A 13,923-nucleotide genomic window follows, 5' to 3' on the forward strand; every position below is an offset into this window, starting at 1 on the left:
AATACAAATCACATGAAATTCGTTGTAACAGGTTCATTAGGAAACATCAGCAAACCTCTTGCTGAAAAATTGATTGCTGCCGGACACAGCGTGACTGTAGTGAGCAGCAAACCCGACAAAACTGCGCAAATCGAAGCATTGGGCGCCAAAGCAGCCATTGGTTCGGTTGAAGATGTTGCTTTCCTGACAAAAACATTTACCGGCGCTGATGCTGTTTACACGATGGTACCGCCCAATTTTAGTGCTGCCAACTGGAAAAAATACATTGCTGATATTGGAGAAAACTATGCTGAAGCGATACATGGTGCGGGAGTGAAAAATGTAGTTAACCTCAGTAGTATGGGAGCTCATATGCCTGAAGGTTGTGGCCCGGTGAGCGGTTTGTTCTTCGTTGAAAAGGCGCTGAATGCTCTTGAAAGTGTTAATGTGAAACACCTTCGTCCCGGATTTTTTTATACTAACTTTTTAGCCAATGCCGGAATGGTGAAGCACATGGGCATTATTGGCGGAAATTATGGCGAAAATGCGAAACTGGTATTGGTTCATCCAAGCGATATTGCTGAAGTTGCCGCTGAAGAAATTCTAGCCCTTAAGTTTAAAGGGAAAAGCATCAGATACATTGTGAGCGATGAAAAAACAACCAACGAAGTCGCCGAAATTTTGGGGAAAGCCATCGGCAAACCTGAACTTCCATGGGTGAACTTCAAGGATGAGGAAACACTGGGAGGAATGCTACAGGCTGGCGTTCCGGAAGAAATTGCTAAAAATTACGCCGAAATGGGCGCAGCGATGAGAAGCGGACAGATGGATTCGGATTATTTAAAGAATAAGCCAACCGTGTTTGGGAAAACAAAATTGGAAGCATTTACTCCAATTTTTGCAGCCGTTTACGCACAGTCCTGATTTATTTAGTCAGCTATTGATCAGGTGACTTAAAGTCACCCGATCAATATGCATAGAAACAAGAAACGCTCCTTCTCCGGAGCGTTTCTTGTTTGTTATCGTGTGTATTTATTTCTCTTTTTTTACGTCCCACTGTACCAGTTTCGACGGATAAAAATTGATGTTCATGGCTTTCATGCGTTCGCCATGATTCGCCAAACGAATCTTATAATCGTCCCAATTACGCAATTCCGCTGGTGTCCAGCCAATTTCGGCGTAACCCAACAATCGTGGAAAAATCAAGTATTCAGCTTCTTTACGTTCTCCCACTGTTTCAGACCAAAGCGGAGCTTCAATTCCAGTAATATTTTCTTTTTTGATTTCAGGAACCAGATTCGCCGGATCCCAATTGTAGCCTTTGTCAACTTCGATGTATGCAGCCCAATGCAATCCATAAGTGCTGGTTGAGTCGTATTGCATATCAAGGTAGGCATTCTTTGCAGGCGACATCAGTACTTTAGCTCCTTGCGCCACTCCTTTTATTGCATTTTCGGCCTTAGCCCAATATTGCACAACCGTATTCGGTTTTACTGTTGCCAAGGCTATTTCGTCCCAGGCCAAAACCTTTTTCCCGTGAGCAACCACCATATCCTGAACCCGATTCATGAAAGGAATGTAATCTTCAATTTTAGTTGCATGCGATTCGTCGCCACCAATGTGCAAATATTCTCCTGGAGTTAAAGCTGCCAATTCGCGGATCACATCGTCGATAAATTTATAAGTCACTTCTTTCTTGGTAGCCAATGTACTGAATCCCACTTCAGTTCCTGTATATAAATCAGCGGTCTTTCCATTTCCGTTCAACTCAGGGTACGAAGCCGATGCAGCATTGGTATGTCCTGGCATGTCGATTTCAGGAATAATGGTAATGAAACGATCCTGAGCATATTTCACAATATCCGAATATTGTTCCTGAGTATAAAATCCACCTTCGCCACCGCCAACTTCAGTTTTACCGCCATGAGCGGTCAGGTTTGGCCACGATTTAATTTCAATCCTCCAACCCTGATCATCAGACAGGTGCAGATGCATTACATTCATTTTGTAATAAGCCATCTGATCGATAAGGTTTTTTAAATCATCAACACCGAAAAAATGACGAGCCACATCGAGCATCGAACCACGGTATCCATAAGTAGGATAATCTCGGATTGTTCCGGTTGCGATTTCCCAAGGTCCCTTTTGTTTCGAAGTCATTTCAACCTGAGCAGGAAGAAGTTGGCGAATCGTTTGAATTCCATGGAATAAGCCAGCTGGCTTATTCGCGGACAAACTGATCAGTTTATCAGTAATGGTTAATTGATAACCCTCGTCGCCCAATTCAGAATCACTGCCTGAAAGTGACAGATAAATATTTCCTGGCGCTGGAGCATCAGTGGTGGGTTTAACTTCCAGACCTAATCCGGTTGAAGGATTTAACTTGTCGGCCAGATACTGACCAATTTGTTTCAATTCGGCCGATTCGTCCTGAATGTAAATATCAGTTTGGTCGGTCAAATCAAATTTACCACCCGTAGCAACTACAGAAACAGGTTTAGGGATCATGTTTTCTTTTGAAAGATCGGTAGGTTTACAAGCCATCTGGCTGAAGATCACAGTTAAAAAAAGCGATCCGAAAGCAAAGAGTTTAAATTTGGTTTTTGTCATGGTTAGTGATATGTTTATTTGTTATTAATCTGTTTTTTAATTGTCAGATGGAACTTGCCAGTGATAATTATTAGTCGGGATGAAATTATATCTCATGGCTCGTTTCATTAAGTTTTTCAATTTTAAATATAACTGGCATTAATCCATCGGAACAACTGCTAATCGCCGTTCCCGGCTTTTTCATCCAGGGGTAACTGCCATCAAACATGATGTGAGTTACATCTTTTTGAATGTCGCCCCAAGCCCAGGCACAGAACCCTTCAGGAATGTTGTTGTGATCTTCAACCAAAAATTCCTGACCAACCGTTAGCAGGTGACACCCCAGGCACTGATCAGAAATGTCTAAACTGGAATACTCATCAACAAAATCTCTATTAATCATCTTCCTCAGAACTGTAATCTTACAACTTGCCATGACTTCCCGTTTTAAGTGTTTTGAAAAAGGCAATTTACCCAAAAAACATGGATTATCATTCTGTTTCAGATTGATCTATGTCATTCAACAAGCTTTAAAATACGTGTTCTTTTTCCTATCCTGAAATTAACGAAAACCAAAAGAAAACATGAGCCGACAATAACAAACGCGCCCATCATCTCAATAGTTGTGTACACTTCGTGAAAAATGAGCCATCCTGCAAGTAAGTTAAAAACCGGCACCATCGATTGCATCAGTGAACCTGTTGCCACATTCACATAACGGTAGCCTTCTGTCATAAACAATTGACCAATAGTAGCAACAACACCTACCAAAACAAGCAACAATAACTCTGTCAAATTGCCTTTAGCTTGTGTTGCTCCTGAAGGAATGAGAAACATCCAGAAACCGACGATACACTGCGAAAAGAAAATGGCATATGAATTATCGCTGTTGTGTAATTTCTTTACAAATACTACAGCAAGTCCGGTAGTTACCGATCCGGCAATCGCAATCAGTTCAAAAATACCCATTCCAGCCAACGATCCTTTTCCGCCACCAACCGAAAGCAAAATGAGTCCGACAAACGAAATGGCTATAATAATAAATTTAATGGGTTCCACTTTTTCTTTCAGGATGAGCATACTGAAAAGAGTGGCAAAAATGGGATACGAATAAATATAGACCGACCCTTTTCCAACACCGAGCTTCAATATCGCCAGATAAAACAGGTAAACGGCAATTCCTCCAACCAAACCACGCCAAAATAATCCTTTCCGATTGTTAAACTTAAGCTGGATAACGCCAAACAGCGATAAAAGACCAACAATACCAACACCAATGGCAAAGCGAAAAAAAGTGGTTTGATAGCTTGAAACATTGGGGATCGCTTTCACCAAAACAGCCATCAGCGCGAAGAAAACAACTGAGCCTAAAGTTAAGAATATGCCTTTAGAATGATCGGACATAGAAATTGGTTCGAAGTTAGTTTCGCAAAACTACAGATATTATCCAGAACAATAGCTGACAAAAATGATTAAACCTGATATTTTGGGTTATAAAAAACCCCCGCACTTGGCGAGGGTTTCAGATCATCTATTCTTCGATAATTACGATCTTCTCAATTAAATCGCCCTGACGAATGGCATCAATCACTTCGAGACCTTCGTAAACCTTGCCGAAGCACGTATGTTTGCGGTCGAGGTGCGATGTGTTGCGGCGACTGTGGCAGATGAAAAACTGCGAACCACCTGTATTGCGTCCGGCGTGAGCCATCGATAAGACACCACGGTCATGATATTGGTTTTCGCCATCCAACTCGCAAGGAATCTTGTACCCTGGACCACCTGAGCCAGTTCCATTAGGGCAACCACCCTGAATGACGAAATCAGGAATTACACGATGAAATGTCAACCCATTGTAAAACCCACTTTTAGAAAGTTTAATGAAGTTTTCAACTGTTCCTGGGGCATCTTCATCGTAGAAGTTCAGTTTCATAACCCCTTTGCTGGTATAAATTTCTGCTTTGCTCATTTTTGTATTATTAAAGATTGGCTGCAAAAATACAATATTTTGCTCAAACTGAGATTTATTGCATGCTTAACATTTTCCCATGTTACACAACAGCACACTACAGGATAGCTGAATTTATCTTTATTCGTATTCTTGCTCATCGAAATCTAACTTGCTTTTTTATTTGTTGCCCATCAACGAAATATTATCTATAAAAATGTTCCTCAACATTTTTATGACCTTGCAAAGCTTTGCAAGAGTGTTGTGTCGCAAATGGGTTTGGCAAATCAAATTGGATTGTTGATTTTTGACTCTTAATTAAACTAAACATTCTTAACCGTGAACTCGAAAACCAAAGCAAAAGTTGTTTCAAGGGAATTGCTGGTTCCATTTATCTTAATTACCAGTTTATTCTCACTATGGGGATTTGCTAACGACATCACCAATCCGATGGTAGCTGCCTTTAAAACTGTAATGGAAATATCGAATGCAAAAGCAGCATTGATACAGTTTGCATTTTATGGCGGGTACGCTACTATGGCCATCCCGGCAGCTCTTTATGTAAAAAAGTACAGTTACAAAAAGGGAATCTTAATGGGTTTAGCTCTCTACGCTTTAGGGGCACTTCTCTTCTACCCGGCGGCCAAATATGAAATTTTCGAATTCTTTCTTTTATCTTTATACATTTTAACCTTTGGCCTGGCTTTTCTCGAAACAACAGCTAATCCCTATATTCTTTCAATGGGCAGCGAAGAAACTTCAACCCGCAGATTGAATTTGGCTCAGTCGTTTAATCCAATGGGGTCATTGCTCGGAATGTTTGTTGCCTCAAATTTCATTTTAACCTCGTTGCAGTCGGATGTCCGAAACGAATCAGGTGCATTGGTCTTTAGCACTTTAAGCGAAGTTGAAAAAGCAGGTATCCGTACCCACGACCTTGCTGTTATCCGCGATCCGTATGTGATACTTGGTTTTGTTGTGATTTTGATGTTTCTCGTAATTTACTTGTTTAAAATGCCGAAGCGAAAAGACCCCGATCATACCATACATGCCAAGGATACATTCCGAAGGCTAATTGCAAATCCAAATTATCGAGAAGGGGTTATTGCACAAGTATTTTATGTTGCCGCACAAATCATGTGCTGGACATTCATTATTCAATATGCTGAAAATTTGGGGATCACCAAAGCGCAGGCACAACATTACAACATCATTGCTATGGGCATATTTCTCACAAGTAGATTTATTAGTACAATGTTGATGAAATATTTGAATTCCAGACTATTACTCACGGTCTTTGCGACTGGTGGCTTTATTATGACACTCGGAGCAATCCTGATTGTAGGTATGCCCGGGTTATATTGTCTGATCGGCATATCAGCTTTTATGTCTCTTATGTTTCCTACCATTTATGGAATCGCCCTCGAAGGCGTTGGCGAAGATGCTACACTTGGAGCTGCCGGGTTGGTTATGGCCATTGTGGGAGGAGCTTTAATGCCACCTTTACAGGGAGCTATTATCGATTTGGGTACAGTTGGCTGGCTTCCGGCAGTAAACTTTTCCTTCACCCTACCTTTAATCTGTTTTGTCATTATTGGCATTTATGGGTATCGCACGCTAACGGTTCATCGCAAATAATACTAACGAACTGAAAATATGAATACGGGAATAAAAAGATATTGCAAAACATTGTCGCTAAAAGACGATCCAAAACTGATTGAAGATTACAAAAAGGTACATGCCCCCGGTGCCGCCTGGCCCGAAATTACACAAGGCATGAAAGATGTCGGCATCATCGACATGGAGATTTACATCTACGGAACCCGTCTGTTTATGATTATGGATACATTTGCTGATTTCAATCACGATAAAGCCATGGCTGAATTGGCAACAAAACCGCGCCAAAGCGAATGGGAAGCCTATGTTTCCAGGTTTCAGCAAAGCTCTGCCGAAGCCACAGCCGACGAAAAATGGCAACTGATGGAACGCATTTATAAATTAGACTAGGAAGTCGTCATTTAAAATATTAAAATCCCGGTCTGTCAACTATTCCGGGATTTATTTTTCCTGGAAGAGAAAATCATATAAAACTTAACCTATGAAGCGCAGAGACGTCTTTAAAACCGCGGCAGCTTTGGCAGTTACTCCTTTTATTTCTCCCTGGGCCGAAGCAATTAATCTCACTTCTCAAATCAATATCCCAGAGAAAAATTCAGATGGAATTAAACGTTTTGGTGATGGCCGTGACTGGTTTTTTGAAAATCGCTACGGAATGTTTGTCCACTGGGGACTATATTCCATTCCGGGATGGCACGAGCAACATCAATGGCGGGCAAGGATGCCCAGGGCTGAATACGAAAAACTGGCAAAACAATGGAATCCGACCAAGTTCAATCCTGAACAATGGCTCGATTTGATGGAAGAAGCCGGAATGAAATACATCACTCTCACCACCAAACATCACGATGGATTTTGTTTGTGGGATTCGAAACAAACCACGTTCAATACCATAAATACACCTTATAAAAGAGATGTTCTCGGGATGCTTTCGGATGCCTGTCACAAACGAAACATTCCGCTCTGCCTGTATTATTCCATTGCCGACTGGAACCAACCCAATTATCCGAACCAGGGACGGCATCACGAATTGCCTGTACAACCACAGGATTCTCCCGATTGGGATAAATACATGGAATTCCTGAAAGCTCAGGTTAGCGAACTCTGTACCAATTATGGCGAAATTCATGGCTTCTGGTGGGATATGAATGTTCCCACATATAAAGATCCTGCGGTAAATGCCATGATTCGCAAACTTCAGCCTAAAGCGGTAATTAATAACCGGGGATTCGACGATGGTGATTTTGGGACGCCTGAACGTGACTACGACAATATTGCGGCTGAAGCCCGGAGTTTCGACCGTTTGACCGAAGCCTGCCAATCGGTGGGCATGGAAAGCTGGGGCTATAAAAAAGACGAAGATTATTATACCGACCGGCATCTGATCAGCAGTATTGACCGCTATTTGGCTCGTGACGCCAATTATTTACTGAATGTAGGGCCAACCGGTGAAGGAATAATCCCCAAAGATGCAGCTGATATTTTAAGACGAATCGGTACATGGAAAAAATCGGCATACGAATCCTATCATCAGGTTCAAACAGACTCCAACATTGTCAGTGCTACCGGAGTTATAGTTACCAAACGCGACCAAACGGTGTACATTCACCTGAATAAAGTTCCGGTTGGAACGGGCCTGAAGCTGAAGCCTATTAATGTGATGCCCACCAAAGCAACCTTATTAAATAATGGAAACCCAATTGATTGTGCCGTAAATTTATGCCCAAGCGACCACTCCACACAGCAACCTTATCTCCGGTTACGCAATTTGCCTGCCAATGAACTCGCGAATTCTGTTTTGATTGCCAAACTTGAATTCGATCGACCGCTCGATAAAATTGGGATTGAATATAAACCGGAAACAAATATTGAACTGACGAAATAATACTGAAAAGCCCACTTTTTCTTTAAAATACAACTTTTAAGGTAGCCTAACGGCATTTTTGTCTGACCAAGCTCTTTTTATGCTTTAAACTGTTACAATACATACTGATTTTCAGCACAAAAGCTCAATTTTAAGATATTGCCCGATTATCGACGTCCAAAATGCTGACTAAAGTCATCCGTGTTATTAAACATTCATTTTATCAAACACAACTACCTGTTAATGTGAGATATAAATTCGAATTTGTTTTTCTGAGATTGGAATAACCAATACATGAATGTCATAACTTTGGCTATCATTTTTTAATTCTTAAAGAGATGAAACGAGCCTTATATGATCAGCGCATGATTGTTTGATTATCTATGGTAAGTTCCAAATGTTTTCTAAAAAATAAATAAATCTCAAATGAAAGCAGACATCAATGAATTTTTGGAAGCTCTAAAAGTACGCACTCCGGGCGAACGCGAGTTTCATCAAGCCGTACAGGAAGTAATTGAATCGATATGGGATGTTTATCAGAAAAACCCCAGATACCAAAAGGCAAAAATTCTGGAACGAATCGTTGAACCGGAACGCACCATTATTTTCCGTGTGCCTTGGGTCGACGATCGTGGCGAAGTTCAGGTTAACCGTGGATACCGCGTTGAATTTAATTCAGCCATTGGTCCATACAAAGGAGGATTGCGTTTTCACCCTACTGTAACTTTAAGCGTACTGAAATTCCTGGGTTTCGAACAGACTTTTAAAAATAGCTTGACCACTTTGCCGATGGGCGGTGGAAAAGGTGGATCTGATTTTAGCCCGAAAGGTAAGTCAGATAACGAAATCATGCATTTCTGTCAATCGTTTATGACTGAACTCTCCCGTCATATTGGTCCAAATACCGATGTGCCTGCTGGTGACATTGGTGTTGGTGGACGCGAAATTGGCTTCTTATTCGGTCAGTATAAACGGATCAGGAATGAATTTACCGGAGTTCTAACCGGCAAAGGACTGGGTTGGGGCGGAAGTTTAATTCGTCCGGAAGCAACCGGTTTCGGAGCAGTTTACTTTGTTCAGCACATGCTGGCCAACCTCGGAAAAGAAATTGAAGGCAAAACTTTCAGCGTTTCCGGATTTGGAAATGTGGCCTGGGGCGCTATCCTTAAAATAAACGAACTTGGAGGTAAAGTAGTTACCATTTCAGGACCAGATGGATATATTTACGATGCCAATGGAATCTCCGGAGAAAAGGTAGATTATATGCTTGAGCTTCGTGCTTCGAACAACGATGTGGTTGAACCTTACGCCAAAGAATTTGGTGCACAATTCATTCCGGGCAAAAAACCTTGGGAATGCCCAGTTGACATTGCAATGCCATGTGCCTGCGAAAATGAAGTGAATCTTGAAGATGCCAAAATGCTTGTCAGCAACGGTTGTTTCCTTGTGGCCGAAACTTCGAACATGGGTTGTACTGCCGAAGCCGTTGAATATTTAACAGAAGCAATTACTTATGCCCCTGGAAAAGCTGTTAATGCAGGTGGTGTGGCTGTTTCAGGATTGGAAATGTCGCAAAACTCTATCCGCATGAACTGGCCAAGAGAAGAGGTGGATATGTATTTGCACCGAATCATGAAAGACATTCACGATACCTGCGTGCGTTACGGCAAAAAAGGAAATAAAGTGAATTATGTGGTTGGTGCAAATGTGGGAGGCTTTGTAAAAGTAGCCGATGCCATGCTTGCCCAAGGAATTGTATAATTGCTGCAATCGATAACTTCGGAAATGTCCCGTAAATCAGTTCTCCGGAACAAAATTTACGGGACATTCATTTTAAATATTGGGTATTTACGCGAATTTGGCTCAAACAACCCCGATTTTCTTTTTTCTACACAATAAAATAATATTCCGTTCATATTCAGGTGGTATATTTTCTCTTATTTTGGTCAAATTTTGCCGAAAATGCTGATTGATACCCATTCTCATATTTATTCAACTGACTTTATTCACGATCTGGATGAAGTAATTCAGCGCGCATATTCAAACGATGTTCGCAAAATTATTCTTCCAAACATCGACAGTTCGTCGGTAAAAAACCTGTTGGATCTGGTTGATACCTACCCTCATATTTGTTTTCCACTGATGGGGCTACACCCAACTTCGGTGACTCACGATTATCAGGAGGAATTGCAGGTTGTTGAATATTGGCTGAAAAAGCGTAAATTTTATGGGATTGGCGAAATTGGCATCGATTTGTATTGGGATAAATCGTTTTTGGAAGAACAAATTCATGCTTTTCGTTTTCAACTTGAGTTAGCCCGACAGTATAAATTGCCTGTTGTTATTCACACGCGCGATTCGTTTGACGAAGTTTACCAAGTGCTGACTGAAGTAAAAGATGATAACCTGAGCGGTGTTTTTCATAGCTTTTCAGGAACAATTGAACAAGCCAACTTGGTTACTGACCTTGGCTTTAAAATTGGAGTTGGAGGGGTTGTTACGTTTAAAAAGAGCGGTTTAGACCAGATTGTCAGCCAGATAGATCCGTCGCATTTGATTTTGGAAACTGATTCGCCCTATTTGACTCCCGTTCCGTTCCGTGGAAAAAGAAATGAAAGTTCGTATCTTGTTTACGTGGCACAAAAAATTGCCGATCTTCACCACATGACTATTGGTGACATCGCAAAAATTACCACCGATAACGCCCGGAAACTGTTTGAGATTTAACTTGAAATAAAGTTGTTCACTCGAAAATATCTCCATTCTTAAATTAATTACCTTTACGGTCTCGTGGAACTTTCATGCGATGAAATTTCCGCATCGAACAATATTTTCAGTCTTCTCCTGTGCCGTTTATTTAGAATTTATTTCAGCGACACATTTGTTTGATCATTAAAATTTATCTCGTGGAAAAGAAACCTTCGATTCTCATTATTTATACCGGTGGAACCATTGGAATGGTACAGCGGGAATCCAGCGGTGTTTTGGTACCCATGAAATTTGACCAAATTCAGCTTGAAGTTCCCGACCTTAACCGTTTGGATGTTAATCTTCAGGTGGTCACATTCTCTCCTCCCATCGACTCGTCAAACATGACTCCCGCCATTTGGGTGAAAATTGCCAATACCATCGAACGAAACTACAGCAAATACAATGGATTCGTTATTTTACATGGAACCGACACCATGGCCTATACCGCATCGGCACTAAGTTATATGTTCGAAAATCTGGATAAACCAATCGTCCTAACCGGTTCTCAACTTCCGATCGGAATACTTCGCACCGATGGCAAAGAAAACCTGATTACATCGATACAAATTGCCGCCGCTCAGCAGAACGAACAGGCCATTGTTCCTGAAGTGTGTGTGTATTTCAATTCCAAGCTTTATCGCGGAAACAGAATTTCGAAGCGACATGCCGACGATTTTAATGCTTTTTCTTCGGTAAATTATCCACCATTGGCTACGGCTGGCGTCGAAATCAAATATTTTCAGGAGAACATTAACCGGTTTCCGAATAAAGGCATATTGAAAGTCAGGACGCATTTCGATGAGAATGTGGTTGTGTTGAAAATATTTCCGGGGATCGGAAAAATGGTATTTGAAAACATTCTGAACATTCCCGGACTGAAAGGAGTTGTTCTCGAATCGTTTGGTTCGGGCAATATTCCCACTTCTCGATGGATGATCAGCCAGATAAAAAATGCGATTAAGCGCAAGATTATTTTTCTGAATGTCACTCAATGTCAGGGTGGAGCAGTGAATATGGGGCGCTACGAAACCGGCGTTGAGCTCGAAAATGCCGGCGTTGTGAGTGGCAAAGACATGACTACCGAAGCCGCCATAACCAAACTGATGTTCCTTCTGGGACAAGGTTTAGATCATGAAGAAATAAAGCTTCACCTGAATAAAAGTTTAATTGGCGAAATGAGCGAATAGCTTTTCTATTGGTTTTTTTCGTACTTTCGAGCCCGTAAAAATAAAGCCAGATTTATTGGGAGAGATGCAAGAGTGGCTGAATTGGCACGCCTGGAAAGCGTGTGTACCTCTAAAGGGTACCGCGGGTTCGAATCCCGCTCTCTCCGCATTTTATGCTTATTATTAGCACATTACAGAGCAAACACCCAATTTTACACCCAATAATGTAAGGTTGGGTGTTTTTTTAGTAACCCTATCCGACAGACCATTCTTGCCCAACAAACTTAAATATTGCCTCTTTGATTACATTCCTTAAGTGATATTTACTCAATAATGACACCTATTTTTATTTTTCAGAAAAGGAGATGTCAAATTTCTGGTATGATGATGTGGTGTTGAATGGACATGCCGGACAAAATGACCATTCTGCGCCGTTTGCAATAATGGGTCCATAATTATCCTAAGTTTAATAACTTAAATTCGTCGTGCATGGTTCAATAATCCCCGGCGGAAGGTGTTTTTTAGTCCGGCTTTTCCATAGTATCGCCGCCCTGGTGTTTGCATGATTATGAGTCAGGACGGCGAAATATTGGAGGATATGGATACTTTTCAATCCTATGAGCGCTTGTTAAGTAAGTACACACATCGGACGGGTTTATAACCTTTGACCAGCTTGCTTTTTTTTACTTGCTTTTTCGATACTCTTTTGGCGAAACACCTGCGAGTCGTTTAAAGTATTTACCGAAAAACGACTGTGAAGGGAAATTCAGTACATCACTGATTTGCTGAATGTTCATGTCAGTTGATTTGAGCAGTGCTTTGGCTTCCAAAATCACATAATCGTTCACCCAGTCGTTCACCGATTTGTTGCTGTTGTCCCTGATGAGTTTGGAAAGGTACTTGGGTGTCAGCTTCAGTTTTGCGGCATAAAATCCAACCTCGCGTTCTTTTTTGAAATGAGCTTTTACAAGATTAATGAACTCTTCCATCAAAATTTCGTGCTTCGTTTTCGTGCTGTTGTCGCTGATTTTATGAAACTTATAGCCTGTATTGTAAAACATTGCCTGAACCAAATGCCTGACTGTTTCAAGCCTGTAGGGGTTTCCGGTTTGCCTGATTACTTTTTGCAGCATCATGTAAAAATCGGTAACTGAAACCAGATCATCTGCTGTAAGCTGAACCAATGGATAATCGATCACTGAAAAAAACACGGGAAGCCTTTCGCGCGGCCCGGTTAATAGATCGGCAAGGAATTTTTTCGACATCAGCATGAAAAAGCCTGTGAAGTCTTCGCTCACCGACCGGTACTGCACAATTTGGCCCGAAGCGACGATAAACAAAGCAGGCGCTTCGATGGTGTAATCCTTCAGATTGATACTGGCTTTGATCGCACCCCTGCTGCAAAGAATCGTAAGGGGAATATCCATTTTTACCGGAAAATCAAAGGCAGGAAGCAGCAGCGGATTGCTAAAAAGAAACAGATCCGTGTCGATCGAATTAGTTTCAGGCCCCTGTAAACAATTTTGCCAGTCGATTGTCGAAATATTACTTTTCATCCATTTTCAAGATTTACAAAGACGGTAAGTTAATCAATTTTCTACCTATCGACCAAAAATAAGCTAAATCTGACGTATTTAATAATTCTTGCTTCGATACTTTTGTTTAGATAAACTTTAAAACAATCAGAAATGAAAAAATCAGTTTTTTTATTTGCAGGAATCCTTCTGGTTTTCCTTTCCATTACCATGCAAGCTCAACCCAAATCAGGGTTTGATTTCTATATGGGAAAATGGAACGCGTCGTTTGATGGACCAATGGGTACAGTAAAAATGGTTATCGGATTTGAACAGGCCGACGACAAAACAACTGCAACCATAAAAGATGAGGCCGGCAAGGAATTATATAAAGTGGTAAAACAGAAATTAAAGAAAATCAGGCAACGATCATCTTTATTGGTAGCCAGGGCTCTGACGTAGATTTGGTTATGAAGAAAAAGGACGATGACCATG

General features: G+C 41.2%; 13 protein-coding genes and 1 tRNA gene. 9 read left to right on the top strand and 5 right to left on the bottom strand.

The features are described from left to right. The first annotated feature begins 12 nt into the window (after positions 1–12). Positions 13–903 carry an NAD(P)H-binding protein gene (locus tag AQPE_RS06990; RefSeq protein ID WP_318350341.1) on the top strand — a complete coding sequence of 297 codons (891 nt, stop codon included), beginning with the start codon at positions 13–15 and terminating at the stop codon, positions 901–903. A 108-nt stretch (positions 904–1,011) separates the two neighbouring features. Here AQPE_RS06990 and AQPE_RS06995 read toward each other — a convergent pair whose 3' ends face one another. The 4 genes from AQPE_RS06995 to AQPE_RS07010 all read right to left on the bottom strand — a co-directional run bounded on the left by AQPE_RS06995 (position 1,012) and on the right by AQPE_RS07010 (position 4,537). Continuing rightward, positions 1,012–2,589 carry a beta-N-acetylhexosaminidase gene (locus AQPE_RS06995; protein WP_318350342.1) on the bottom strand — a complete coding sequence of 526 codons (1,578 nt, stop codon included), beginning with the start codon at positions 2,587–2,589 and terminating at the stop codon, positions 1,012–1,014. An 85-nt stretch (positions 2,590–2,674) separates the two neighbouring features. Beyond that, positions 2,675–3,004 carry a TIGR04076 family protein gene (locus tag AQPE_RS07000; protein WP_318350343.1) on the bottom strand — a complete coding sequence of 110 codons (330 nt, stop codon included), beginning with the start codon at positions 3,002–3,004 and terminating at the stop codon, positions 2,675–2,677. 80 nt (positions 3,005–3,084) lie between these two features. After that, on the bottom strand, positions 3,085–3,972 hold the full coding sequence (locus tag AQPE_RS07005; RefSeq protein WP_318350344.1) for a DMT family transporter: 888 nt from the start codon (positions 3,970–3,972) through the stop codon (positions 3,085–3,087). A gap of 127 nt (positions 3,973–4,099) precedes the next feature. Beyond that, a complete protein-coding gene (locus AQPE_RS07010) occupies positions 4,100–4,537 on the bottom strand; it encodes a peptidylprolyl isomerase (RefSeq protein ID WP_318350345.1) in 438 nt (145 codons plus the stop codon). A 318-nt stretch (positions 4,538–4,855) separates the two neighbouring features. Between AQPE_RS07010 and fucP the strand changes: the two genes are divergently transcribed. The 7 genes from fucP to AQPE_RS07045 all read left to right on the top strand — a co-directional run bounded on the left by fucP (position 4,856) and on the right by AQPE_RS07045 (position 12,081). After that, complete coding sequence (gene fucP, locus AQPE_RS07015) at positions 4,856–6,154, top strand: L-fucose:H+ symporter permease (protein WP_318350346.1); 1,299 nt, start codon at positions 4,856–4,858, stop codon at positions 6,152–6,154. An 18-nt stretch (positions 6,155–6,172) separates the two neighbouring features. Continuing rightward, complete coding sequence (locus AQPE_RS07020) at positions 6,173–6,523, top strand: L-rhamnose mutarotase (protein ID WP_318350347.1); 351 nt, start codon at positions 6,173–6,175, stop codon at positions 6,521–6,523. Positions 6,524–6,614: 91 nt separating this feature from the next. Next, positions 6,615–8,018 (top strand): alpha-L-fucosidase, encoded by a 1,404-nt coding sequence (locus AQPE_RS07025; RefSeq protein WP_318350348.1) that lies wholly within the window; start codon positions 6,615–6,617, stop codon positions 8,016–8,018. 405 nt (positions 8,019–8,423) lie between these two features. After that, positions 8,424–9,758 carry an NADP-specific glutamate dehydrogenase gene (gdhA, locus tag AQPE_RS07030; protein WP_318350349.1) on the top strand — a complete coding sequence of 445 codons (1,335 nt, stop codon included), beginning with the start codon at positions 8,424–8,426 and terminating at the stop codon, positions 9,756–9,758. 201 nt (positions 9,759–9,959) lie between these two features. Further along, on the top strand, positions 9,960–10,724 hold the full coding sequence (locus tag AQPE_RS07035) for a TatD family hydrolase (protein ID WP_318350350.1): 765 nt from the start codon (positions 9,960–9,962) through the stop codon (positions 10,722–10,724). 179 nt (positions 10,725–10,903) lie between these two features. Then, positions 10,904–11,935 carry an asparaginase gene (locus AQPE_RS07040; RefSeq protein ID WP_318350351.1) on the top strand — a complete coding sequence of 344 codons (1,032 nt, stop codon included), beginning with the start codon at positions 10,904–10,906 and terminating at the stop codon, positions 11,933–11,935. A 58-nt stretch (positions 11,936–11,993) separates the two neighbouring features. Further along, positions 11,994–12,081, top strand: a tRNA-Ser gene (locus tag AQPE_RS07045). 516 nt (positions 12,082–12,597) lie between these two features. Here AQPE_RS07045 and AQPE_RS07050 read toward each other — a convergent pair. Continuing rightward, positions 12,598–13,470: a helix-turn-helix domain-containing protein gene (locus tag AQPE_RS07050; RefSeq protein ID WP_318350352.1), complete on the bottom strand. Its 873-nt coding sequence runs from the start codon at positions 13,468–13,470 to the stop codon at positions 12,598–12,600. A 132-nt stretch (positions 13,471–13,602) separates the two neighbouring features. Here AQPE_RS07050 and AQPE_RS07055 point away from each other — a divergent pair, with 132 nt between their 5' ends. Continuing rightward, positions 13,603–13,890, top strand: coding sequence for a hypothetical protein (locus AQPE_RS07055; protein WP_318350353.1), 288 nt, complete (start codon positions 13,603–13,605; stop codon positions 13,888–13,890). The last annotated feature ends 33 nt before the right edge of the window (positions 13,891–13,923 follow it).

The organism is Aquipluma nitroreducens (assembly GCF_009689585.1).
Classification (GTDB): domain Bacteria; phylum Bacteroidota; class Bacteroidia; order Bacteroidales; family Prolixibacteraceae; genus Aquipluma; species Aquipluma nitroreducens.